General features: G+C 67.6%; 15 protein-coding genes and 2 tRNA genes. 3 read left to right on the top strand and 14 right to left on the bottom strand.

Annotation, left to right across the window (positions count from 1 at the left end):
• Positions 1-100: 100 nt before the first annotated feature.
• The 3 genes from ACMPH2_RS09440 to ACMPH2_RS09430 all read left to right on the top strand — a co-directional run bounded on the left by ACMPH2_RS09440 (position 101) and on the right by ACMPH2_RS09430 (position 2,256).
• Positions 101-1,165 (top strand): response regulator receiver protein, encoded by a 1,065-nt coding sequence (locus tag ACMPH2_RS09440; protein WP_417119303.1) that lies wholly within the window; start codon positions 101-103, stop codon positions 1,163-1,165.
• Positions 1,166-2,131 carry a hypothetical protein gene (locus ACMPH2_RS09435; protein WP_417119302.1) on the top strand — a complete coding sequence of 322 codons (966 nt, stop codon included), beginning with the start codon at positions 1,166-1,168 and terminating at the stop codon, positions 2,129-2,131.
• A 50-nt stretch (positions 2,132-2,181) separates the two neighbouring features.
• Positions 2,182-2,256: transfer RNA gene (locus ACMPH2_RS09430), tRNA-Glu, on the top strand.
• Between the two features lie 313 nt (positions 2,257-2,569).
• Here ACMPH2_RS09430 and ACMPH2_RS09425 read toward each other — a convergent pair.
• From ACMPH2_RS09425 to glgB, 14 genes are all read right to left on the bottom strand, one after another.
• Entirely contained in the window at positions 2,570-3,589 is a 1,020-nt protein-coding gene (locus ACMPH2_RS09425; RefSeq protein ID WP_417119301.1) for a transketolase family protein, read from the bottom strand.
• Positions 3,582-5,270: a UTRA domain-containing protein gene (locus ACMPH2_RS09420; protein ID WP_417119300.1), complete on the bottom strand. Its 1,689-nt coding sequence runs from the start codon at positions 5,268-5,270 to the stop codon at positions 3,582-3,584. The genes ACMPH2_RS09425 and ACMPH2_RS09420 overlap by 8 nt, the downstream gene beginning before the upstream one ends.
• A 174-nt stretch (positions 5,271-5,444) precedes the next feature.
• A tRNA-Leu gene (locus ACMPH2_RS09415) sits at positions 5,445-5,529 on the bottom strand.
• 51 nt (positions 5,530-5,580) lie between these two features.
• Entirely contained in the window at positions 5,581-6,564 is a 984-nt protein-coding gene (locus ACMPH2_RS09410) for a Ppx/GppA phosphatase family protein (protein WP_417119299.1), read from the bottom strand.
• Entirely contained in the window at positions 6,552-7,124 is a 573-nt protein-coding gene (locus ACMPH2_RS09405; protein ID WP_197414981.1) for a septum formation initiator family protein, read from the bottom strand. Before ACMPH2_RS09405 ends, ACMPH2_RS09410 begins: the two co-directional genes overlap by 13 nt.
• Positions 7,125-7,543: 419 nt before the next feature.
• A complete protein-coding gene (mazG, locus tag ACMPH2_RS09400; RefSeq protein ID WP_417119298.1) occupies positions 7,544-8,434 on the bottom strand; it encodes a nucleoside triphosphate pyrophosphohydrolase in 891 nt (296 codons plus the stop codon).
• 44 nt (positions 8,435-8,478) lie between these two features.
• Positions 8,479-9,249, bottom strand: a complete 771-nt coding sequence (locus tag ACMPH2_RS09395) for a ChbG/HpnK family deacetylase (protein WP_417119297.1) — start codon at positions 9,247-9,249, stop codon at positions 8,479-8,481.
• Positions 9,250-9,538: 289 nt separating this feature from the next.
• Positions 9,539-13,003, bottom strand: a complete 3,465-nt coding sequence (mfd, locus tag ACMPH2_RS09390) for a transcription-repair coupling factor (protein ID WP_417119296.1) — start codon at positions 13,001-13,003, stop codon at positions 9,539-9,541.
• Positions 13,004-13,370: 367 nt separating this feature from the next.
• Entirely contained in the window at positions 13,371-16,655 is a 3,285-nt protein-coding gene (locus ACMPH2_RS09385; protein ID WP_314639290.1) for a 4-alpha-glucanotransferase, read from the bottom strand.
• A gap of 22 nt (positions 16,656-16,677) precedes the next feature.
• Positions 16,678-18,153 (bottom strand): glycogen synthase GlgA, encoded by a 1,476-nt coding sequence (glgA, locus tag ACMPH2_RS09380; protein ID WP_200781448.1) that lies wholly within the window; start codon positions 18,151-18,153, stop codon positions 16,678-16,680.
• 9 nt (positions 18,154-18,162) lie between these two features.
• Complete coding sequence (gene glgD, locus ACMPH2_RS09375; RefSeq protein WP_062531577.1) at positions 18,163-19,257, bottom strand: glucose-1-phosphate adenylyltransferase subunit GlgD; 1,095 nt, start codon at positions 19,255-19,257, stop codon at positions 18,163-18,165.
• A gap of 2 nt (positions 19,258-19,259) precedes the next feature.
• A complete protein-coding gene (locus ACMPH2_RS09370; protein WP_062531576.1) occupies positions 19,260-20,408 on the bottom strand; it encodes a glucose-1-phosphate adenylyltransferase in 1,149 nt (382 codons plus the stop codon).
• A gap of 30 nt (positions 20,409-20,438) precedes the next feature.
• Positions 20,439-22,868, bottom strand: coding sequence for a glycogen/starch/alpha-glucan phosphorylase (locus tag ACMPH2_RS09365; RefSeq protein WP_417119295.1), 2,430 nt, complete (start codon positions 22,866-22,868; stop codon positions 20,439-20,441).
• Positions 22,869-22,933: 65 nt separating this feature from the next.
• Positions 22,934-25,219 (bottom strand): 1,4-alpha-glucan branching protein GlgB, encoded by a 2,286-nt coding sequence (gene glgB / locus ACMPH2_RS09360; RefSeq protein WP_417119294.1) that lies wholly within the window; start codon positions 25,217-25,219, stop codon positions 22,934-22,936.
• Between the last annotated feature and the right edge of the window lie 275 nt (positions 25,220-25,494).

The raw sequence follows: 25,494 nt of genomic DNA, 5'->3' as shown, positions 1-25,494 counted from the left end.
GCTCGCCGCAGCCGTCACGCGCGCCGCGGGACGCGCTCCGCTACGATTGTCGCACCAGCTCCCGGGCTCGGACCCGGGAGAAGAGGCAAGGGAGGCACGCTTGGCATACGAGCCAAACAGGGAGGACTACCAGCGTCTGAGCCTGCAGTTCATGCGCAGCGCCGACCGCATGGGCCCGCTTGCCGCGGCAAGGGCCTTCGCCGGATTCGGCCGCCGCTTCTCGCAGGACCGCGACTCGCTCCCGCAGGACGACGCGGACCGCGCCTTCGGCCTCGTCGCGCGCGCCACCACGGTCATAGACTACGAGCTTCCCTTCTCGGACGACGACAAGGCCCTCGAGCTCATCAAGAAAGGCCACGAGCTCCTGGACGAGGCACTTCTCCTCGACGAGCACTGCTTCGACGCCCTGCGCATGCAGCAGGCGTCACAGATCGCCTCCTTCGACGGCTACTATGACTTCCTTAGGACCGAGGGCGACGACGTGCGCACATGGTGCCTGCGCCAGCACGAGCACGCGCTCAAGCGCGAGGGCGGGGAGCGCGGCAGGATCGCCGCCAACCTGGCCCTGCGGCCCTTCATCCGCTGGCGCGCCATGCAGGCGAGCAAGGCAGTCATCTGCGGCCGCAACAAGGACGCCATCGACATCGCCCGCGAGCTCATGCGAATCGACCCCGACGACGAGGCGGACGTGAGGTACACCGCGCTCATCGCCCTTGCGAAGGTCGAGGACGAGCAGGGGCTCGAGGAGCTCTGTCGAAAGGGCGCCCAGATCGAGGCGCGGCGCGGCATGCCCGCGACGCAGGACGCCTGGGCGCAGCTCGCGCGCATCGCCCTTGCCTACAAGAGCCACGACCTGGTCGGCGCGCGCGACGCCATCACGAGGCTCGCCGAGACCCATCCCAACGCCCTCTCGGCCCTGGCCATACAGCGCGAGCTCCCAGATGGGGTCTTCTCTCGCCTGGTCACGCAGCCTAGGAGCGAGGACGAACTCATCCTGGCCATATCCGAGGGCACCGTCCTCTTGCAGGAGGGTCGCGACAAGGAAGGGCGCGGTGCCCTGGGCGCGTGGCTGCGCGAGGAATGCCTGGGGCGCCTGGGCCACGACGAGCGCGCCCACGTGTTTGCCGACGAGGTCGAGTGGGGCGTCGGCAGGGAGGCGGAGTAGGTGGACGCGCACGAGGAGCTTGTGCTCAGGCTCGCCCAGAAGCGCAGCATCGCGTTGGGGCTCTCGTCCAGCGGGTACGCGGAGCTCCTCCTCGCCGTGCGCGAGGACCCCAGCTCCTTCATGGACGACAAGGGCGACGAGGCCCTGCTGCTGGTGCAGAAGGCCCTGGAGCGCTACGACGCGTCGCTCCAGGACGACGACCTCCTGGACGATGACGCCTACCTGCAGACGCGGCAGCGGCGCATGGCGCGCATGCGCCAGGACTGCGCGGCCGCGCTTGCGGTCGACCCACAGTGCACGGATGCCCGGCTCCTGGACGCCATCGCGCGGGACCTGGACGTCGACCCCTACCTCGAGCTGCTGCTGGACATACTCGACGACTCGCCCGAGCCGTCCTGGTCCGACGGGGGCGCTGCGGACGCCTGGGACGACGTGTTTGCCCGCCCCCGCCTGCGCGTGCGCGCGGCGATCGTGAGGGCGCTCTTCGACTCCGCCCGCTACCGCAAGGCGGACGAGTGGGCGCAGGGACTGCTACGCGACGCGCCATCGGACTTCCTCGGCGCGCGCCACACCAGCGCGCTCGCCCTGGCGCGCCTGGAGGACGAGGAGGGCTTCGAGGCGTTCGACGCCAGGCTCGGTCGCAGGGGGGACTCCTGGTCGGCCCTCAGCAGGGTGATCCTCCTCTACAAGCTGGGACGCCTCGGTGCCGCGCGGCGCGCGCTCCTGGGCTACAGCCGCCTGAGCGAGGGGGCGGCCTATGCGCTGCTCCGCCCCGTGCTCAAGGAGACCTACATGCCCGACCGGCCCTGCGCGCAGCCCTACAGCTACGAGGAGGCGTCGCTGGCCGTCCACGAGGCCGACCCCGTCATCGTGGACGTGCCCGACCTGCCCGCCTGGGCGGAGGCCATTCCCGAGATCGAGGGCGCGGCGCGCGACTATGCGCGGAAGACCGGCTACGACTGGTAGACGGGGACGCGAAGGGGACGCGCCTGCGACTTTGCTATACTTTGGCCCGCGTCCCCATCGTCTAGCGGTCAGGACATCGCCCTTTCAAGGCGACGACACGAGTTCGAGTCTCGTTGGGGGCACCATCGCAGCGAAGCGAGCCCGCCTGGCAGCTGCCGGCGGGCTCGACTTTTTGCACCTCTGGTCACATTCCGGTTGCGGGAGGCTGGCGGCGATGCAGTGCGCCTCGAGGCTGCGTCAGCGTCCATCCAGGCAAATTAGTGTACACAAACTTGGTGCATTATGAAAAAAATCCCAGGTAACTAGTTGCAATATTTTTGCATTTCCCAGTTTGTGCACACTAATCGCACCGTCAGTCCCTCTCATCCGATGCCAACGGACGAGCCGCCGGCACCCTACAGCCCAACCAGCCGCGGGCGCACCGCCAGGCCACCACCGCTACAGCGACGCCAGGCGCCCGAGCACGGACGCCGCCACACCCTCGACGTCCAGGCCGCAAAGCGAGAGGACCCTCTCCCTCGTGTCGGCGGCCTGGTATGCGTCCGGCATGCCCAGCCTGAGCAGGGGCACGCCCAGGCCACGCTCGGCGAGGAGCTCCGAGACGGCTCCGCCCAGACCCCCCACCACGCTGTGCTCCTCGAGCGTCACCACCAGGCGCGCGCCGGCGACCTGCCGCAGCAGCGACTCCCCAGGGAGCGGCTTCACCATCAGCAGGTCGAGCACGCGCGCCTCGACGCCCCGTGCCGCCAAGGCCTCCGCAGCCCTCACCGCCGTCGCCGCGATGGTCCCGCTCGCAACCATCACGACGTCGGGGCTCTCCGCCCCACGCAGCGCGTCCAGTCCCTCGAGAGAGTCCACGCCGTCGGGATGCAGATTGGCCAGGGGCTCGCTCATGCGCACGTAGGCCGGACGCGGGTTGGCGGCAAGCCAGCGCAGCACCGCCGCGAATTCGGCGTTGTCCGCCGGACTCGCAGCCACCATGCCGGGGATGCACCGCACGCAGGCGACGTCCTCCAGGGCCATGTGGCTCGCGCCCAGGATCGCCGAGTCGCAGCCGCAGCTCACGCCCACCAGCATCACGGGCGAGCGCATGATGCCCAGGTTGACGCGGATCTGGTCCAGGACGCGCGCCGTGATGAAGGTCGCGTACGACGGCGCGAAGGTGCAGAACCCCTCGTTGGCAAGCGCGGCGGCGACCTCGAGCTGGTTCTGCTCGGCGATGCCACACTGCACGAAGGCGTCGGGACAGAGCTTGCGAAGCCCTCCCAGGTTGAGTCTGCGGCCATAGTCCGACACCACGACGGAGAGCTCCCTGCCCCCACGGGCGAGCCCCTCCATCACCTCGCCGAAGACGTCCTTGTGCGTCATTCCGGCGAAGCGGGCCGCCTCCTCGGGCGAGACGAGGCCAATACCTTCGCCCGCACCCCCAACCGGCATGCCAGCTCCTCTCTCACTCATCGCAGATCTCCCTCTCGCGGGCGTCCAGCTCCTCCATGGCACGCACGTACAGCTCGTCGTCCAGGGCGCAGTCGTGCCACTCCACCCTCATCTCGGCGAAGGAGAGGCCCTTGCCCTTCACCGTGCGCGCCACCACGACGCGAGGCCGGGTCGAGCGTGCCCTCAGGGCTGCCCGCAGCGCCATGACGTCATGGCCGTCCACCTCGCAGACCTCGAAGCCGAAGGAGGCGAACTTGCGCTGGATGGGACCGTTGTCCAGGATGTCCGAGGTCGAGCCGTCCAGCTGCATCCCGTTGGCGTCCACGACCACCGTCAGGTTGTCCAGGCGTCTGAACGCAGCGAAGCCGGCGGACTCCCATATGGAGCCCTCGTCGCACTCGCCGTCGCCCACCACGCAGAACACGCGCGAGTCGAGCCCGCGCCTCCTGATCGCCAGGGCGAGGCCGGCCGCGTAGCCCAGCCCCATGCCCAGGCTGCCGCCCGAGGTCTCGATCCCCCGGGAGGGGTCGCGGTGGGGGTGCTTGAACAGGACGGCGTCGGGGCCGAAGAGCCCGCGGTCCAGGTCGTCCTGGCTGATGAGGCCCGCCGCGAGCATGGCGGGATAGAGCGCCACCGAGCAGTGCGCCTTCGAGACGACCAGGCGGTCGCGCCGCTCCCAGGGGGTCCCGTCGCGCCCCGTCCGCATCACGTCGCCCAGAAGGACTGCCACGAGCTCGGCCATGGAGAGGGCACCGCCTATGTGGAAGGGCGTGTCGGGGTAGCGATGGGCGATCCGCGCCACGCCACGACGCACGTCGAGCGCGCCCAGCTCGAGCCTGCGGCGCAGCGCCCGCCCGTCGGAGGCGTCCGCGGGCGGCATGCCGCCCAGGAGCACCGCGCCGTCGTCCTGGAACGATATTCCTGCCACGGACTGCCCCGGCCCCAGCCAGGTGAGGCTCCACTCGATGGGCGTGCCATCCTCGAGCTGGATGTTCTGCTCCAGGACCAGGATGGGCTCGCCGTCGTCGCAGCCCAGGTAGCCGGCATGCTCCTCGTCCACCGGGCATGACAGGTAGCGCACGCTGGACCTGAGGATCTTGCGCCCCGAGCAGCGCTCGACAGCGTCAAAGAGCGACTCGCGCGAGAAGTCCGAGGCCTCGAGGCCCGGACAGGCGCAGAGGTTGGACCAGCTCTCCTGACAGAGTAGCGGCGAGCCGGCCGACGAGCGTACGCGGCGCATGAAGAGCGCGGGGGCGGAGGGGGCGATTCCCAGCTCGCCGGCCACGCTGCGAGGAGCCTCGACGACCTCCTTGGCCAGCACGTCGGTGACGTAGGCCACGCCGCGCTCGTGCAGGAGGGTGGCAAACGAGAGGGGCCTCAGCACGCTGGGCCTGGCAAGCCCTCCCTCGGTGACGAAGGTGCCGCTCCCCTTGCGACTGACGAGCAGCCCCTCCTCCACCAGCGTGCGGATGGCACGCCTCACCGTGCCGCGACTGAGGCCGTAGCGGGCCATGAGCTCGGACTCCGAGGGGATGGCGTCGCCCTGCCGCCACTCCTTCGTGGCGATGGCCTGGCGCAGCGCCGAGGCGAGCTGGACGTGCAGGGGGCCCTCGGAGGCAAGCGCTGGTTGGGTCAGAATGCAGCTGGCGTCTGCCGCAAGGGGGTCAGGAAGCGTCGGAAACCCAAAGCGCTGCTCTCTCACGGGATCCCTCTTTCGCTTTGGTCCATGACATGGATAGGTCGTATACAGGACAACTACTGTACAGGCAACTTGTGTACAGGATAGTCCACGATGGCCAGAACCACGAAAAAGGAAGAGCCCAAGGCGAGAGGGACGGCGGCAGGGCGCTGCGCACGCCCGCACGCAGGCGATGGCTGGTAGGGGCGGTGGGGTTCGAACCCACAATCCTTTCGGCGAGGGATTTTAAGTCCCCTGCGTATGCCAATTCCGCCACGCCCCCGAAGGCCACGCGAACGCGGACCGCGACGCGATCCGCGCGACAAGGGAAATCTTAGCGCAGCGAGGCCAGGCGCGGACGCCAGCCCAGGGGGGATTCCTCGCCCGAGCGCACGGCCTCGGCACAGATAGCCAGGCCGAAGAGGAGGTCACTCTCACTCACCGTGAGGCGTTCGAAGCCCGTGGCCGCCATGAGCTCCGCCACGGCCAGGGCCCCGCCCAGAATCACCCCGGCGCGCTTGGGCTGCAGGCCAGGCAGGCCCGCCCTCTCGCCCAGGGAAAGCGCAGCGAGGCGCGCGGCAAGGGCCTCCACGTCGTCCCGACCCAGCTCGCGCAGGTGCACGCGCAGGGGGTCGTAGGGGGCAAGCGAGTCCCGCACGGCGACCAGGCTGGTGACGGTGCCGCCGGTGACCACCAGGCGGGCGGCGGGGACGCGCAGCCCCCTCCCGAGGAGCGCCTCCTCGAAGGAGCCGCGGCAGAAGGCGCGCGCCGCGGCGACCTGGCTGGCGGACGCCGGGCCATCGCCAGGCAGGAAGCGCTCGGTCACGCGGCGACAGCCCACGTCCACCGAGGTCACAGCCTCGAGGCGCAGGCCCCTCTCGCCCAGGCTGCCCACGGCGAGCTCGGTGGAGCCGCCGCCGTTGTCCGCCACCAGGATCCGCTCGTCGGGGAAGTCCCGCGCAACGCCCAGGAAGGTAAGCGAGCCCTCGACGCGGCCGGCGATGACCTCGGGCAGGAGGCCACGCGCGACGAGGTCGCCCTCGAGCTCGGCCGAGTTGGAGGCGTCCCGCGCGGCAGAGGTGAGCGTGCAGCAGACGACCCGCGCCGCGGCCTGTCGGGCGTTGGCGAGGTAGCGGTCCACGCAGTCGAGGACGCGCGCCCTGGCGGCATCGCCGATCCTGCCGGTTGCAGAGAGGCCCTCGCCCAGGTTGCATATGGTCGAGGTCTTGGCCATGCGCCTCACGCGGCCACCCTCCACGTCGCACACCGCGAGGCGCACGGTCACCGTGCCGACGTCGACGCAGGCTACTCGTCCCATACTGCCTCCGGGTCGTAGCCAAAGACGAAGTCGAGGGCCTTCGTGGGCCACGCACGCGTGTCCTGGTACTCGACCGGGGCGGAGGGGTCGGCCTTCCCCTGGCTGTCCAAGCCCTCGACGGTCACACTGGTCTCGCCCTCCTGGACGTACCCGCGCTTGCGCGCCTCGTCCTCGATGCCCTCCTTGGACGTCAGGCTCTTGAGGTCGCCCTGGAGCGAGTCGTTCTTCTCGCTCAGCTCGTCGTACCTCCTCTGCAGGTCCTCGCCGCTGCGACGCGCGGCGTAATAGCCCTTGACGGGACCATAGAGCGAGGCTGCCACGACGACCAGGACGACCAGGACGACGAGGGCCACCTTGTGCCCCAGCAGGCGAGTACCCAAGCTGCGGGCGGAGTCTGCGACGTCCGAGGGGTCCAACCCCCTGAGGGAGGACAGCCTGCGGGCGGCAGACGCGGCCAGCCCGCCCAGGCCTCCTCCCGCCTCGCGCCCCGTGGCGCTCGCGTCCGGGCGGGAGGCGGGGAAGGATGCGGCCCGGGCGTCCTGCCCGGGATTGCGAGCCATGCGACCGCGCGCGTCATCGGCGGCGGGCGAGGAGGGCCTTCCCCGGCGCGCGCCCGTCGGGACGATCTTCCGTCCCCGTCCGTCGCCACGTCCGGCGTCATGGCCCGACGTGCGCCCAACGTCCCGCGAGAGGGGCCTGGGGTCGCGCGCATGGCCGCGCCTGCGCCCGGCCCTCGCAGCCTCGACGCCTGCCGAGCCGGTGCCTGCGCGACCCATTGGGTTGGTGTCGCCTGGATTCTGGGAGTTGGCCATACCCGCCGTCGCTTCGTCTCAACTTCGTTTTTGGCAGCTGCGGCCTTAGCCGCTCCCTCAGTTATATCAGAGCGGGACGCCGTGCCCCGCGAAGGCACGTGGCTCCGCAAGCTCAGCAGACACCACGGAGGGGCTGGGGCGGCGTAGGTCTGGCGGCGCTTCGATAGCTAGCAGCGAGCGGCACGCTCCTCTTTCTTGACCTCGTCCCAAAGCTCGTTGAGGGCAGATGTCCCCAGCTCGTCGATCGCGAGGCCACACTCGCGGGCAAGCGCCTCCATGCGCGCCCAGCGACGACGGAACTTGCGATTGGAGCTCGCGAGCGCCTCCTCTGCGTCGATGCGGGCATGGCGCGCGACGTTGACGAGCGAGAAGAGCAGGTCGCCAAACTCCTCTGCCGCCTCCTGGCTTCCGGGCTCCTCGGCCTCGAACTCGGCGCGCTCGCTGGCGAACTGGTCCCACACGTCGGCGATGGACTCCCACTCGAAGCCCGCCTTCGCGGCGCGCTTCGAGATCTTCTGGCACTGCATGAGGGAGGGCATCGAGCTCGGTACGGAGTCCAGGAGCCCCTCGGGCGCGACGTCGGACGAGCGCCCCTCTCGCTCGGACCTCTTCACCTCGTCCCAGATGTCCAGGACCTTCCCGGCCGAGTCCACCGCACCCGCTGCGGCGGCGTCGCCAAACACGTGGGGGTGGCGACGGACGAGCTTCTCGTTGAGCTCGCGACAGACGTCGTCCACGTCGAAGTCGCCCTCGTCCCGGGCGATCTGCGCGTGGAGGAGCACCTGCTCGAGCACGTCCCCGAGCTCCTCGCGCAGGTGGGGCATGTCGCCGGCGGCTATGGTGTCGACCGCCTCGTAGGCCTCCTCGATCATGTTGCGCGTGATGGAGGAGTGGGTCTGGACCTTGTCCCAGGGGCAGCCGTCGGGCTGGCGCAGCCGCCAGATGGTGCGCACGAGGCGGTCGAACTCCGGATGTGACGCAGGCGCCCCGGGACGGGCGGCCGTCTGGGCGTCCACCTCGTCGGCAAGCCTGCTCAGGTCGCTCTGTTCCTCTGCCATGTCTCGCTCCCCGTTGCCTCGTGACTCACCCGCTGGTCGTCAGTTTACAGGTCACGGTAGTCGATGAGCCTCAGGTCGTCGCGCGACTCGAGCCAAGCGCGCAGGGCGGGGTCGACGAGCGCGTCGACCTCCTTCGTTCGGTCCGTGGTCAGGGAGCTGCTGTGCAGGATGAAGTCGTCCAGGTAGCCGGGATGGCAGACGAAGACGACCGTCTCGCCGTCCGCCATGGACTCGACCGTCTGCCTAATGGCTGCGGCGGGGTCGTAGTCGGGGCTCATGCTGCGCATGACCATGCGCACGGGCGTCCCACCGCAATCCACGGTCGCGGCCGGATCGAAGGAGACCGGCTGCTCGAGTAGGCCATGCGTGCGCGCGACGTGCGAGACCGCCCGGTTCAGGTTGGGAGAGAGGACCGCATGCGCCTCGAAGTAGTCCGGGTCCCTGCCCGTGAGCTCGCGGAAGCGGGCGAGCTGCGCCTCGAGCTCGACCACCGCCTCGTCGAAGCCGACGAAGTCCTCCCCGCGCTGGTAGCTGGCGCGGTACTCGCGGCTGCTCCTGAAGTTGCCGTCTGGCCCGAGGAGGCTGGGCACGAGCGATGCTGCCGCGACCGGCGCGCCCAGGCAGACGTTGCTGTGCTGCCCCAGGGCCACGTCGGCGCCGGAGTCGCGCAGCCACGCAAGCCCCCGCTCCGTCTCGGGCATGTTGGGCATGACGCCCACGGAGCGAGCGAGCCCCTCGGCCGCGCTGCGCACGAGCCCGACGTTGACCGCATAGGAGTATCCCAGGTCGTCCGCACGAATCAGCAGCTGCTTCATGGAGGCTCCTCTCGCCCGTTGATTCAATGAGCATACTCCCGCAGGGAGCACGACAGCCCGCAAGCCATGGCCTCACGAAGAGCGGCCGACGACCCCGCCAAGCTTGTCGGTACTCCCTTGGGAAATAAGTACCGACAAACTCGCAGCGCCAGCCCACTCGGGCTATAAATCATCCGTTTGTCGGCACATTTCGAGGCGAGAGGTACCGACAAACCGCAGCCGGCGGCAGCCCTTGCCCCTCGGCGGCAGCCCTACAGCCCTGCCGCCCACCGCGGCATGCCCCTCTTGCCTACTCGCCCTCGTCGTCCCCGCCCACGGCCTCGAGCACCCGCAGCGCCACCGGCAGCAGCTCCTCCCTGCCGGTCCGGAAGGGATAGCTGAGCTTCCTGCTCTTGGGATACACGATCGCCCGCTCGGCCTTGAGCTTGGCCGCCGCCGAGCGTGGAACCTCGATCCCCTGGTAGGTGATGCGTCCGTTTGCCAGGGAGACGCTCGTCACGCCCAGCCTCTGGCAACGGATGCGCACGCGCGCGCGGTCGAAGAGGTTCCTGCCGGCAAGCGGCAGGGCGCCATGATCCTCCTCGAGTTCCTGCTGCAGGGCGTCCACGTCCGCGAGCTCCGCCGCCACGGCCAGCCTGCGGTAGGCCAGCACGCGCCTGTCCACCTCGGGCAGGTACTCCTCCGCCAGGTAGAAGTCCGCCGGCAGGTTGATGTTGACCTCCGCCTGCGAGACGTCGGCAGCCTCCCCGCGCGCCTCGCTCACCGCCTCGCCGAGCATCTGCGTGAAGAGGTCGAAGCCCACGCTGGAGAGGTTGCCGTGCTGCTCGCCGCCCATGAGCGACCCGGCGCCGCGGATCTCGAGGTCGCGCATGGCGATGCGCATGCCGCTGCCCAGGTCCTGGTACTCGTTGATGGCCGTGAGGCGGTCCGTCGCCTCGGGCGTGAGGGGCATCTCGCCCGGGAACATGAAGTAGGCGTAGGCCTGGACGTGGCCGCGGCCCACGCGACCCTTGAGCTGGTAAAGTTGGGCCAGGCCCAGGCGCTGGGAGTCCTCGATGATCAGCGTGTTGGTGTGCGGGTTGTCGATGCCGCTCTCGATGATGGTCGTGGCCACGAGCACGTCTATCTCGCGCTCGCTGAACTCCATCATCACGTCCTCGACCTGGGCTGCGCTCATCTGACCGTGCGCCACGCCCACGCGCGCCTCGGGGGCCGCCTCCTGAACGCGCGCGACGGCGTCCTCGATGGTGGTCACGCGGTTGCTCACGTAGTAGACCTGGCCCTTGCGCTCGAGCTCGCCGCGGATCGCGTCGCTCACCACGTCGGGGTCCCACTCCCCCACCGTGACCTTGACGGGCAGGCGCCCCGGTGGGGGCGTGAGGATGAGGCTCATGTCGCGCACGCCGCTCATGGCCATCTGCATCGTGCGCGGGATGGGCGTGGCGCTGAGCGTCAGCACGTCCACCTGCTCGCGCATGTTCTTGAGCTGCTCCTTGTGCTGGACGCCGAAGCGCTGCTCCTCGTCGATGATCACGAGCCCCAGGTCGTGCGGGTTGACGTCAGCCGAGAGCAGGCGGTGCGTGCCGATGAGCACGTCCACCGTCCCCTCCGCGAAGCCCTCGAGCGCCTGGCGCTGCTGCGCGGGCGTCACGAAGCGGGACAGCACCCGCACGCTGAGGTCGAAGGGAGAGAAGCGCGCGAAGAAGGTCTCGAAGTGCTGCTGGGCAAGGATGGTGGTGGGGCACAGCACCATGACCTGGCGGTCGTCCTGGCAGCACTTGAAGGCGGCGCGCAGGGCCACCTCGGTCTTGCCGAAGCCCACGTCGCCGCAGAGCAGGCGGTCCATGGGTTGCGTCGACTCCATGTCGGCCTTGATGTCTGCGATGGCGCTTGCCTGGTCGGGCGTCACGTCGTAGGGGAAGCTTGCCTCCATGTCCTGTTGGGCGGGCCCGTCGGGCGCGAAGGCGTGACCCTGCACCGCGGAGCGGCGGGTGTAGAGGTCGACCAGGTCGAAGGCGAGCTTCTTCGCGCTCCTGCGGGCCTTTCCCGTGGCGCGCGACCAGTCGGCGGTGTTGAGGCGGGTGAGGCGCGGGCTCGAGCCGTCGGGGCCCACATAGCGCGTCAGGCGGTCGACCTGCTCGAGGGGAACATAGAGCTTGTCCTGGCCCGCGTACTCGAGCAGGAAGTAGTCGCGCTCGCGGCCGCCCACCTCCTGACGCACGATCTGGCTGAACAGGGCTATGCCATGCGTGGAGTGGACCACGTAGTCCCCGGGCTTGAAGGGAAAGCTCACGCTGGTGGGGTCCACGCGGCGCGCCTTGCGGCTGCGCTTCGCCATCCTCGACGTCAGGTCCGACACCGAGAGCACGGCGAGGCGGGCCGAAGGCACCACGACGCCGGCGGGCACGGGCGCGTCGAAGAAGGTCACCGCGTGGCGAGCCAGGGAAGCGGGCCTCTCGCCTGCCTCCGGGGACGTCACGGGAACGGAGTTCTCGGGCGCCGCGGCAAGGGACTCGACCAGAGGGATCGACTCGTCGGTGAACGAGAGCTCGAGCGCCTCGCGAGCCGCGCGGTCCGGCACGGCGAAGACCACTGACATGTCGTCGTTGAGCAGCTGGCGGACGCGGCCCAGGAGCTTGGAGTCCGAGCCGGCGATGGAGGGCTGGCGCACCTCGAGCTCGGCCGCGGCCGAGCCGCCCACCCGTTGGATGGAACTCAACGAGACCCGCTGCTGGCTGCCGAAGTCAAGCTCCCGCGGAGAGGTGAAGAGCCCCTCGAGCGACGTGCGGGCAGCATTGGCCAAGGCCATGACCTCGTCGTTCGCGCGTTGACAGTCGTCGAAGAGCGCGCGGGGCTCCGCCAGGACGACGAGCGTCTCCCCGCTCATGTGGTCGATGGGCGAGGCGCTCGAGCCATAGAGCTCCACCAGGTAGCGGTCCAGCGTGGGGTCTGCCGAGCCCTGACGGATGAGCTCGAGGTCCGCCGCGACCTTGGAGCTCTCCTGCGCGCGGCGGAAGAGGGCGTGGCCTGCCGCCTCGATGGTCTTGGGAGTGAGTGCGATCTCCCTGCAGGGAGAGACGAGCACCTCCCGGAGCTCGCCGATGGTCTGTCCCGTGGAGGGGAGCATGCGCCGCACGCGGTCCACCTCGTCGCCGAAGAACTCGATGCGCACGGGCGAGCTGGCCTGAGCAGGGAATACGTCCACCGCGTCGCCGTGGACGTGGAAGCAACCGGGAGCGCCCACGTCGCCGGAATCGCCCACGTTGGCGTAGCCCATGGACACCAGAAGGCGCCCCACGTCCTCGAACTCGAGCTCGTCTCCCACGGCGAAGCTCGAGGAGGCGAAGTAGCCAGAGCCCACGGGCGGCACGCGCCGCAGGAGGGCGCGCGCGCTTGCCACGACCACGCAGGGCTCGCCGGCGCTCAGGCGGGCGATGGCATTGCAGCGGGCACCCACCACCGCGTCGTCAGCGGGCTTGTCGGACCAGGGCCAGTCGCGACGCTCGGGGTAGCGGCACACCAGCTCGCCACCCAACCAGGCGGCGAGGGCGCGGGCCGTGCGATCGGCCGCCTCCTCGCCGGACACCACCACGAGGCAGGGGCGCGGGGCGCGCGCCCAGAGCGCCGCCGCCACGAGGGGACGGGCGCTCTGGGCCACGCCCAGGGTGGCGTCGCCTCCGGCATCGAGCTCGCCCAGGAAGGGGGTGAGCTCGGGCGCCTGGAGGAGCTGCTGGGATATGCGGTTGATGAACATGCGCTTCCTCTCGGGTCCTAGCCGCGGGGTCGTCCGTCTCCCCATTGTCGCGCGACCACGGCCCCCTGTGCGCCGGAGCTACGCGACCACGTCAGGCGCGTGCCTCCGTCGTACGACCACGTCAGACGCGTGCCGAAATCGCGCGACTACGTTAGACGCGTCTGGCGAGAAGCCCTTTCCTGGGCTTTTGCGGCGCCTTCTGACGCGGCGGACGTAGTCGCGGCGGACAGAGACGCGTTCGACGTGGTCGAGTCCGTTGCGCGCGCGTTTGACGTGCTCGAAGCGGACAGGAACACGCGTCACGACGCGCCAAGGCGAGAGGGACGCCACCACGCCGGCAGCGCCCCTCCGGGACATGCGGCCACGACTATGCGCGGCCGCTCCTCTCGGCCAACTCCTTGAGCAGCTCGGCGGACGCCTCGACGTCGGCCTGCCGAGCCTGCCAGCTCCAGTTGCCCTCGGCCACGCCCGGCACGTTCATGCGCGAGCCGTCGTCCAGCATGAGGACGTCCTGCAGCGGAACCATCACCACCTCGGCGTCGGTGTCCAGGCACTCGTCCAGGAGCCCCCGCGCCATCGACTGGCTGCGCACGACGAAGCCCTGGCCGTCGGGGTCGTCCTCCTCGAAGCGCTCCTGGCACCAGCCCAGGAGGGTGCTGGTGTCGTGCGTCGAGCTGTAGACGACCTTCTCGGGCTTGGGATGGTATCCCTGCCTCACATCCTCGTCGCTGAACTGGATCACGTCCATGCCGGGGAACCCCGTGGCCGCGACCAACGCGCGCACGGCCGGGGTGATGGTGCCGAGATCCTCAGCGATGAAGGGAAGCTGCCCGAAGCGACGGTGCGCCGCGTCGAAGAGCTCGATCCCGGGCCCGAAGTTCCAGGCGCCGTCCAGGGCGCCCTTGCCCTGGGGGATGGTGTAGTAGGACGAGAAGCCCAGGAAGTGGTCCAGGCGCACGTAGTCATAGAGCTCGAAGGCGCGCTGGAAGCGGCGCATCCACCATGAGTAGCCGTCCTTGCGCAGGAAGTCCCAGTCGTAGGTGGGGTTGCCCCAGAGCTGCCCGTCCTTGGCGAAGTCGTCGGGCGGGGTTCCGGCCTGGAGCGCGGGGTATCCCCTCTCATCCAGCTTGAAGACCTGCCGCTCCGCCCAGACGTCGGAGGAGTCGGCCGAGACGTACATGGGCATGTCCCCCACGAGCTTGATGCCGTGCTCCCGAGCATAGCGGTGCATGTCGTCCCACTGGCGCTGGAACTCGTACTGCGTGGCGCACTCGCGCATCACGGCATGGACGAGCTCCGGGTCCTTGCTGAGCGAGAGGTCCCAGGTGCGGTAGCGCTTCGGCCACTCCTGCCAGGCGCCCTCCCCCAGCTTCTCCTTAATCGCACGGAAGGTGGCGTAGGGGATCAGCCAGTCCTCGTTCTTCTCGATGAAGCGACGATAGCTTGCCGTGCCCTCGAAGTCAGACCTGAAGCTGGTGTGCACGCCCTCGACGCCCCACATGAGGGAGCGGTTGCCCGCGAAGGCCGAGAGCCCCGCGTACGGCGAACCGAAGCTGTCGGTTGGGTTGACCGGAAGCACCTGCCAGTAGCGCTGGTGCGCCGCGGCGAGGTAGTCGACGAAGCGCCGACAAGGCTCGCCCAGGGTCCCGGGCTGCCCAGGGTGGTCCTGGTTGGGAATCGAGGTGACGTGCGCCAGCACGCCCATGCCACGGTGCATGGGGGCCTGCAGGCGAACCCGCTTGTGGAAGTACAGAACCGAGGTGCCCAGCGGCCAGAGGAAGACCTCCGCCTCGCCGTCCTCGACCTTGGGCACGCGCCCGGACACGACGTCGTCCACGCGCTCGCCACGCATGGGCACGCGGACGCTATGGGAGCTTGAGAGGCTGGAGTTCGCGAGGACGCAGACCACCTCGTCGCCATCCGTGCGCCAGAAGCCGAAGACGTCGTCGTTGAGCGCGAAGGGCTCGAAGTCGCCGTTCACGAAGACGGGCAGGGACTTGCGCACCGCGATGGCGTTGCGGTAGGTGGTGGCGCAGTTCTTGTCCTCGTGGCCCCAGGGGAAGGCGGCGCGGTTGTATGGGTCGGAGTAGCCCTCCATGCCCGCCTCGTCGCCGTAGTAGATGCAGGGCACGCCAGGCAGAGTCATCTGCAGGAGCGCCGCGACCCAGAGCCTGCTCACGGCGAGGCTGCGATGGTTCTGGTCCAGGCGGAAGCGGTAGCGCTCCTCATCGCTCATGCCCGAGGGGTCTGGCGCGTCACCCAGGATGGTGAGCAGGCGCGCCCGGTCGTGGCTGCCCAGGAGGTTAAGTGCGGAGTAGAAGGCGGTGCGGGGATAGTTCTCGCGCAAGGCCTCGAGCGACTCCGCCAGCTGGCGCGCGCCGATCTTGTTGGTGAGAAAGTCCTCCAGGCCGGACCTGAGGGGATAGTTCATGGTCCCGTCCAGCTCTGAGCCCTGGAAGTAGCGGCGAAGCTTGCCGTACGCCACCTTGTGGGAGGCGTCCTCCCAGACCTCACCCAAAAGCAGGGCGTCGGGAGACTCGGCGAGCTCGGCGCTCTTGATGTCCTCGATGAACTCGTCCGAGAGCTCGTCGGCGACGTCGAGCCGCCAGCCGCGCGCGCCCGCCTTGAGCCACTTGCGGATGACGCCGCCATGCCCGCAGACGAAGTCGCGATACTCGGGGTTCTCCTGGTTGAGGTCGGGCAGGTCCTTGACCCCCCACCAGCTGGAGCAGCTGCCGTCCTCGTTGAACCTGAACCAGTCGCGGTAGCGGGAGCGCTCGCCGGAGCTGGCGCCCCTGCCGCCGTAGTTGCCAAAGGCGTCGAAGTACTTGGAGTCACGGCCCGCATGGTTGAAGACGCCGTCCAGGATGATCGAGATGCCCCTCTCGCCCGCATCCTTGCAGAGGCGCTTGAAGCTCTTGAGGTCCCCCAGCATCGGGTCGACCTTGAGGTAGTCGGCCGTGTCGTAACGGTGGTTCGAGGCCGCCTCGAAGATCGGGTTGAGGTAGATGGCCGTGACGCCCAGCGCCTTGAGGTAGTCGAGCTTCTCCCTCACGCCCTCGAGCGTCCCGCCGTAGAAGTCCCACGCCGCGATGGAACCGTCCTCATCACGCTGGTAGCGGGGGTACTCGTCCCAATCACCGACCAAGCGGCGCTCCGGCCCCTTGCGAGGCTTGTCAAGCGCCTCGTGGACGCGCCTCTCCCAGTCGTCGCCGCGCCGGAAGCGGTCCGGGAAGATCTGGTACACGATGCCACCCGTATACCAGTCGGGAAAGCTCGTGCGCCGCTGCTCGTACACGGTGATCTGGAACGAGGGGGGCTCCCCGTACGAGAACGCGCCCTCGCCGCAGGAGCGCTCGCCCGTCGCGCCATAGCGCCAGACGTCGCCGTTCGCGGCGGTGACCCTGAAGGAGTACCAGATGACCTCGGGCTCCTCGGGAGTTATGGTCACGGAGAAGCGCAGGTGGTCACCCACCTGGCTCCGGTCCATGTCGAATACGCGCTCGCCCTTCTCGTCCACCCAGACGCGCAGCTGCGCCGTCGCCTCCGGCTCGTCCCAGACGTCCAGACACAGCGCGACGGAGCCGCCCACGGGGGCGGCTCCGAACGGGTCTCTGTAACGGACGTCAGAGCTGATGTGCCTTGCCCTCACGTGCTCCGCCTATCTCTTGTGCTCAGCGGGCGATCTCTGGGTGTAGGTCGTGATAGATGCCCATGTACTCGTCCGCAGCCCGACTCCAGCTGAAGTCGGTTTCCATGGCCTGCCGCCGTAGCTTAGCCCAAGCCTCCTGATCAGTCCAGAAGAGCTCGCAGGCAGAGAGGAGCGTGTTGGCCATCTCGTCGGCGTTCATGTTGGCGAAGCGGAATCCGGTGCCCTCGCCCGTGAACTTGTTGTAGGCCTCGACGCTGTCCTGGAGCCCACCCGTCTCGCGCACGACGGGAAGCGTGCCGTAGCGCATGGCGATCATCTGGGAGAGTCCGCAGGGCTCGAACTCCGAGGGCATGAGCAGGATGTCGCCGCCGGAGTACATGCGGTGGCTCAGGGCGTTGTCGAAGGCGATGCGCGCGCTCATCTGGTCGCCGTAGGTCCAGTCGAAGTAACGGAAGGCGTCCTCCTGGTCCCTGTCTCCGGTGCCCAGGATGGCCACCTGCACGCCCCGCTCCATCAGGCGGCTCATGGCGTAGCGCACCAGGCCGAGGCCCTTCTGGTTGGTGAGTCGGCCGATCATGACGACGAGGGGTCGGGTGGGATCCTCGGCCAGTCCGAGCTCCTGCTGGAGGAGGCGCTTGTCCTCCGCCTTGCCCGACATGTCGTCCACGGAGTACTTGTGGTTGATGAGCTCGTCGGTGGCGGGGTTCCAGGCGTCGACGTCGATGCCGTTGAGGATGCCGCGCAGCGATGCGGAGCGGCGGCGGAATATGCCGTCCATGCCCTCGCCGTAGAAGGGCATCTGAAGCTCGCTGGCATAGCTCGGGCTCACCGTCGTGATGATGTCCGAGTAGCAGAGGGCACCCTTCATGTAGTTGATGGAGTCGCGGTCGCAGTAGAGCTGGCCCGCGGCCGTGGGGTTGTCGGCCAGGCCCAGGACGTCCTCGAGGACCTTGTCGGAGTATTGCCCCTGGAACTTGACGTTGTGCACGGTGAAGATGGTCTTCACGTTGCGGCAGGCCTCGGACGCCTGGTAGAACTCGCGGATGAAGACCGGGGCGAGCGCCGTCTGCCAGTCGTTGCAGTGCAGCACGTCGCACTGGAGCTCGGGCAGGAGCTCTATGGCCTCGCAGATCGCCTTCGAGAAGAAGGCGAAGCGCTCGCCGTCGTCGAAGTAGCCATAGGCCGCGTCACGCTTGAAGTAGGCCTCGTTGTCCACGAAGTAGAAGTCGACGCCGTGGTAGGTGAGCTTCTCTATGCCGCAGTAGACGCTGCGCCAGGCAAGGGGCACGTAGAAGTCCGCCACGTGGACCATCTGCTCCTGGTACTCCTGCGGGATGAAGGAGTACTTGGGCAGGATGACGGATGCCTTGGCGCCCGCCCGCCTGAGCTCGGCGGGGAGGGAGCCGGCGACGTCGCCCAGGCCGCCCGTCTTCACGAACGGGACGGCCTCGGCTGCCGCGAAGAGCACCCGGATCTTTCTTCTGACCTGATCGGGCATGGCAATCACCTATTCAGCCGCCTTTTCCTTGATGAGGAGCGCGTCAGGGGTACCCCTGAGCTCGGTGCCCGCGGGAACCACGTTGTTGCGGTCGACGATCGCGTTCTCCACGCGCGCGCCCGCCTTGATGACGCAGGACTGCATGACGATGGAGTTGTTGACGGTGGCGCCGCTCTCGACGATGACGCTGCGACCCAGGATCGAGTTGGACACGGAACCGTAGATGCGGCAGCTGCCCGACACGCGGCTGTTGGTCACGCGCGAGCCGGTCTCGAACTTGGCGGGGGCGTTGTCGTGGGCCTTGGTGCGGATGGTGCGGCCCTTGGGGAAGAGCTCCTCGGTGGTCTGGGGGTCGAGAAGGTCCATGTTGGACTCGAAGTAGGCGTCCTTGTTGAAGATGGCCGCCACGTAGCCCTTGTAGTCATAGCTCTGGACGTTGACGCGGCCGTAGTCGCCCGCCATGGCCTCGAAGAGGTCGAGGTAGTCGGTGGCCTTGTACCACTCGAGCATCTGGAGCAGGAACTCGCGGCCCACGACGAAGCAGTCGATGAAGGCCGTGTCGCCGAAGACGACGCCGTGCTTGACGCCCTTGACCCGAGTGCCGTCCACGTTGAAGCCGGTGACGTCGACGTCCTTCTTGGTGGCCGTCTTGGTGATGACCGTCACGTCGGCCCCGCTCTTGCGATGCGCGTCCACGACCTCGCCGTAGTCCATGTTGTAGACGAAGCTGGCGGACGATATGACCACGAGGTCGCTCTTGCTGCGCTCGAGGAAGACCTTGTTGTGCTCGAGGTCACGCAGGAGGAAGCGCGACCCGGTGCGCGAGGTGCCGAAGGCGGAGCCAGGCAGGATGAAGAGGCCGCCCTTCTTGCGGTTGAGGTCCCAGTCGCGGCCGGATCCCACGTGATCGATCAGCGAGCGGTAGTTGTAGGGCATGATCAGGCCCACGGTGCGGATGCCGCAGTTGACCATGTTGGAGAGCGCGAAGTCGATGACGCGGTAGCGGCCCAGGTAGGGCATGGACGCCACGGGCCTGGACTCCGAGAGCACGCTCGGATACTTCGTGGAGTAGTTGGCGGTGATGAGCCCTGTGAGCTTCTCCATTGCTACTCCTCCCCCTTTCCAACCACCACGTCATTCCCGATGACTGCGGTGTCCCTGGTCTGATCGACGCTTCCGAGCACGACGTCCTCCTCGACGATAGAGTTCTCGCCCAGGATGGCGCGGACGACGTGCGCGCCGGCCTTCACGCTGGCGCCAGGCAGGAGGACGGAGTCCTCGACGATGGCGCGCTCGCCTACGAAGCTGTCGGTCGAGAGAATCGAGTGGACGGCCTTGCCGTAGATGCGGCAGCCGTTGCCCACCAAGCAGTCGTCGATGGAGCCGTTGGCTCCGACATACGCGGGCGGCCTGGTGGAGGCGTTGCTCATGATGGGGGCCTTGACGTCGAACAGGTCGAAGTCGGGGTTGGCGCCCAAGAGGTCCATGCTCGTCTCGTGATAGCTCGAGATGGTGCCCACGTCACGCCAGAAGCCGTTGTACTCGTAGGTGTAGAGGCGCTTGCCGTCGGCCAGGAGCTTCGGGATGATGTCGTTGCCGAAGTCATGCTCGGAGGTGTTGTCCACCGCATCGGCGTTGAGGGTGTCTACCAGCAGCTTGGCGTTGAAGATGTAGATGCCCATGGAGGCCAGGTTGCTGTCCGGCTTGTTGGGCTTCTCGGTGAACTTGACGATGCGCTCGTCCTCGTCCTGGGTGATGATGCCGAAGCGCGAGGCCTCCTCCCAGGGCACGGGCATGACGGCCACGGTGAGGTCGGCCTCGTGGCGCTTGTGGTTCTCGAGCATGGCCTGGTAGTCCATGCTGTAGAGCTGGTCGCCCGAGAGGATGAGCACGTACTCGGGGTCGTTCTGCTCGATGAAGCCGATGTTCTGGGTCACGGCGTCCGCCGTGCCGGCATACCAGGCGCCACCGGTCTGGGTCGCGTAGGGGGGCAGGATGGAGACGCCACCGTCGCTCTCGTCCAGGTTCCAGGCACCGCCGGTGCCCAGATAGGAGTGAAGCAGGTAGGGCCTGTACTGCGTGAGCACCCCGACCGTGTCTATGCCGGAGTTCGCGCAGTTTGACAGCGCAAAGTCGATGATGCGGTACTTGCCTCCAAACGAGACCGCGGGCTTGGCCACGTCCTTGGTGAGGACGCCGAGCCTACTGCCCTGTCCGCCGGCAAGAAGCATCGCTATGCATTCCTTCTTGCTCATGAGCTCCCCTTTCGTTTCTGCGCTGCTGCTTTACTCACCAATATGCCAAATGTCCTTGGCGTATTCCCCAATGGTTCGGTCGCTGGAGAAATAACCCGAGCGAGCAGTGTTCAGGACAGCCGCGTGGTTCCAGACGACCCTGTCGGCGTAGCGGGAGGTGAGCTCCTCCCAGGCGCTGACGTAGGAGTAGAAGTCCTTGAGCACGAGGTCGTGGTCGTTGTTGACCATGAGCTCGTCGCGGACGCTCTCGAAGTTGCCCGAGAGGTGCGCGAGGGTGCCGTCGGTCAGCTCGTCCACGATGCGGCCCAGGCGCTGGCGGTCGGCGTTGTAGAGGTCCCACGCCCAGTACTGGCCACCGGCGCGGAGCTCGTCGACCTCCTCGGTGCGCAGGCCGAAGATCTTGATGTGGTCCTCGCCCACGAGCTTGCAGATCTCGACGTTGGCTCCGTCGTAGGTGCCCAGGGTGATGGCACCGTTCATCATCAGCTTCATGTTCGAGGTGCCGGAGGCCTCGGAGCCCGCCCAGCTGATCTGCTCCGATATCTCGGCGGCGGGATAGATGAGCTGCGCGCTCGACACCGCGAAGTTGGGGACGAAGGCGACGCGAATCTTGTCGTTGACGCGAGCGTCCCCGTTGATCGCCTCGGCGACCGAGTTGATCAGGCGGATGACCTCCTTGGCGAAGGTGTAGCTTTGGGCCGCCTTGCCCGAGAAGATGAAGGCCGTGGGCGTTGGGTCGAAGCTGGGATCGCTCAGGATCCTGTTGTAGACGTCCATGATCTTGAAGACGTTGAGAAGCTGGCGCTTGTAGGCATGGAAGCGCTTGACCTGCACGTCGAAGACCATCGAGGTGTCCAGCGTGACGCCGGTGGTGCGCTTGACGTAGTCGGCGAGCCGCTGCTTGTCCCACTTCTTGGCCTTCTCGAACTCCTCCAGGAAGGAGGGGTCGTCAGCGTAGGGCTCGAGCCTCGAGAGCTGGTTGGCGTCGCTCAGCCAGCCGTCACCGATGGCGTCGCAGACGAGCTTCGCGTAGGGCGGGTTGGCATTGCCCAGGAAGCGACGGTGGCTGATGCCATTGGTCTTGTTGTTGAACTTCTCGGGCGTGAGCTCGTAGAAGGCGTGCAGGGTCGTCGCCTCGAGGATGCCCGTGTGCAGTGCGGAGACGCCGTTGACCGAGTGGGAGAAGATGACCGAGAGGTTGGCCATGCGAACCTGGCCGTCCCACAGGATCGCCGTCTGGTGCAGAATCTCCTGCCAGTTGTCGCGGTCGTGGGGGAAGTTCTCGCGATAGCGGCGGTCGATCTCCTCGATGAACATGTAGGTGCGGGGGAGAAGCGCGCGGAAGGTGCCGATGGGCCACTTCTCGAGCGCCTCGGGCATGACCGTGTGGTTGGTGTAGCTGATGGTCTGGCGGGCGATCTTGAAGGCGAGGTCGAAGTCGACGCCCTTGTCGTCGACCAGGATGCGCATGAGCTCGGGGCCGCACATCGCGGGGTGCGTGTCGTTGGTGTGGACCGAGACGTGCTTGCCCAGGTTCTCCCAGTCGGGACCGTGCTTCTTCTCGTAGCTGCGCAGGATGGTCTGCAGGCCCGCGCTGACGAAGAGGTACTCCTGCTTGAGGCGCAGGATGCGCCCGTGCTCGCCGGAGTCGTTGGGATACAGGATCTGCGAGATCGCCTCGACGTCGGAGCGGAACTTCATCGCCTTGGCGTAGTCTCCCGCATTGAAGGCGTCGAGGTCGAAGTCCTCCTCTGCGGGCTCCGCGCTCCAGAGGCGCAGGTTGTTCACGGTTTTCCCGCCGTAGCCCACGATGGGCACGTCATAGGGGACCGCCTTCACCAGGTCGCCGCCCTCCTGGGTGAACCAGAAGCGGCCGTTCTCCTCGTGGCGCACGACGTGCCCGCCAAACTGCACGACGACGGCGCTCTCGTTCTTGCGGGTCTCCCAGGGGAAGCCATGCTCCAGCCAGTTGTCCATCTTCTCGACCTGGCGGCCGCCCTCGATCTCCTGGCGGAAGAGGCCGTAACGGTAGCGCATGCCGTTGCCGTTGCCGTTGATGCCCAGCGCGGCCATGGAGTCGAGGAAGCAGGCGGCGAGTCGGCCGAGGCCGCCGTTGCCGAGGCCCGGGTCAGCCTCCTGCTCGACCATCGTGTCGAGCGAGATCCCCAGCTCGGCGCAGCCCTCCTTGACGATGTCGCGGATGCCCAGGTTGAGCAGGTAGTTGTCGAGCAGGGGCCCGAGCAGGAACTCGAGCGAGAAGTAGTACACCTCGCGGCCGTCGCGCTCCTGGCCCGCGTCGAGGTTCCTGGTCTTGTTGGCGATGAGGGAGCCGAGCACGTAGTAGCGCTCCTGGTCGCTCATGTCCTCGAACGTCTTGCTGAAGCTGCTCTCGCAGGCCTCGCGATACTTGCTCACGAAGTCGGCCTTGTCCTTGAAGATCCTCTTGATGCTGTCTGCCATGTCCATCCTCTGTACGGGTTCGTCGCGGCGGGACCCTAGCCCGCGCGCCTGGCTCGCTCCCTACGCTACGCCTTCTTGGAGGCTGCCCTCCGCGGGGCCTTCTTTGCCGCCGTCGACCTGCCCTTTGCGGGCGAGACGGGAGCGGCCTTCGCGCTCGCGGCGCTCGGCTTCGCCGCAGGCTTGGCTTTGGCTGCTGGCTTGGTCTTGGCTGTAGGCTTGGCCTTCGTCGCGGGCTCCTTCTTTGTTGCCGCCGGCTTCGACTTCGCGGCCGGGGCCTTCCTTGCCGGGGCCTCCCTCTTTGCGGCGGCCGCCGCAGCTGCCTTGGGGGCCTCGGCCTTCTCCGCCGCCTTCATGGCGGGCTTGGCGCTCGCCTCGGACTTGACGGCGGCCTTCTTCGCCTTGGCGGGCAGGGGCCCGTCGTAGCGCAGCACCAGGCCTGCCAGCGGCGGAAGCCTGAGCTCGATGGACTGGTCGCGCATGTTCCAGGGCTCGTCCTCGCTCTCGAAGCGCACTCCCTCGTTGGTCACGCCGGAGCCGCCGAAGGCCTGCGCGTCGGAGTTGAACGCCTCCACCCAGTAGCCCGGCTTGGGGAGGCCAACCCTGAACTGCTCGCGGGTGTTGACGTCGAAGTTGATGAGGACCACCAGGTCGTCCTTCGGGTCCTTGCCATGACGGACGAACGAGATGACCGACTGGTCGCTGTTGTCCGCGTCGATCCACTCGAAGCCCTGGGCGTCGTAGGCATGCTCCCAGAGGGCGGGCTGCTCGTTGTAGAAGCGGTTGAGGGCGGACACGTAGTACTGCTGGTGCGCATGGCTCTCGTACTGGTCTGCCAGGAAGTACTGGACGCCCTCGTAATAGCGCCACTCGATGAACTGCGCGATCTCGTTGCCCATGAAGTTGAGCTTGCCGCCCGCGTGGGTCATCTGGTAGAAGGCCAGGGCGCGCATGCCGGCGAACTGGCGCCAGTAGTCGCCGGGCTGGCGGGTGATGAGCGAGCACTTGCCGTGCACGACCTCGTCGTGGCTCAGGGGCAGCACGAAGTTCTCGTTGAACTGGTACATGGTCGAGAAGGTCAGCAGCCTGTGGTTGCCCGGGCGGAAGGGGAAGTCGGTCTGGCAGTAGTGCAGGGTGTCGTTCATCCAACCCATGTCCCACTTGAAGTGGAAGCCCAGCCCACCGTCTGCGGAGGGGTAGGTGACGAGTGGCCAGGCGGTTGACTCCTCGGCGATCATCATGACGTCCGGGTGGTACTTGCCCACCGTGTCGTTGCAGTCCTGGATGAACTGGATGGAGGCGAGGTCCTCCTCGGTGCCCTTCTCGTTGAACTTCTTCTGGCGCGGGTCGTCGATACCGAAGTTGAGGTAGAGCATGCTGGTGACGCCATCCATGCGCACGCCGTCGGCGTGGTACTCGCCCACCCAGTAGAGCAGGTTGGACACGAGGAAGGTCTTCACCTCCCCGCGCGCCAGGTCGAACTTGAAGGTGCCCCAGTTGGGATGCTCCTCCTTCTCGTACAGCTTGTCGCCGTTGAAGTGGACCAGGCCGTGCTCGTCACGGCAGAAGCCGCCCGGCACCCAGTCGAGGATGACGCCGATGCCGGCCTGGTGGCAGGCGTCGACGAAGTGCTTGAACTGGCGGGGGTTGCCATAGCGCGAGGTGGGCGCGTAGTAGCCCGTCACCTGGTAGCCCCAGGACCCGTCGAAGGGATGCTCCATGACGGGTAGGACCTCGATGTGCGAGTAGCCCATCTTGCTCACGTACTCGACCAGCTCGTCAGAGAGCTCGTCGTAGCTCAGGTACGAGCCGCTGTGCTCGTCCGAGTCGGGGTCGCCGTTGCCGGCCAGCCCGTCGTCATGGCGCTTCCAGCTGCCAAGGTGGACCTCGAAGATGTTGAGGGGGGAGCCCAGCATGTCGCGCTTGGCACGCCCCGCCATGTAGGCGTCGTCAGACCACTCGTAGCCCGAGATGTCGGCCAGGCGAGAGGCAGTCCCCGGGGGACACTCGGCATGGAAGGCGTAGGGATCCGCCTTGTAGAGCAGGTCGCCCCTCTTCGTCCTCACGAGGTACTTGTAGAGCTGGCCCTCCTCGGCGCCGGGGACGAACCCCTGCCACACGCCGCCGCTGGCAGTCTCTTCCAGGGGGTTCGCGTCGGGTTCCCAGCCGTTGAACTCTCCGATGACGCTCACGCCCAGCACGTCGGGGACCCAGACGGCAAAGTGGAAGCCACGCCTTCCGTCCTCGGTGCATGGGTGCGCGCCCATCTTCTCGTAGCTGCGATACCAGTGACCCTCAGCCAACATGTAGAGGTCATCTTTGCTAATGGTCAGGTCAGGAGTGCGAACGTTCATATCTTCCTCCAGCTTCTTCAGCCTGTGCCGCGCCTTGCGGGGGGGCAGTACCGAGGAATCTTCACAAGACGCCTATATATTCTAGGCCATAGCCTGGGTCGGCACCCATGGCTGCTTTGCCAAATCTGCAAGCGTGGCCAATATTTTGCGGGCGATGGGTATCGGGGCGATCCGCCTGCAACCTCGCCGCCACTCGGAGCCCGCGTCGGATGGAGACCTCGCAGCATGCGGCCCCGCACCTCTCGCCTAGAATGCTCGAAGGGAGAGGAAAGGAG

The sequence above is a fragment of the Olsenella phocaeensis genome (assembly GCF_048189965.1).
In the GTDB taxonomy this organism is placed as follows: domain Bacteria; phylum Actinomycetota; class Coriobacteriia; order Coriobacteriales; family Atopobiaceae; genus Olsenella_I; species Olsenella_I phocaeensis.
This window is presented reverse-complemented; position numbering and strand designations above follow the sequence as displayed.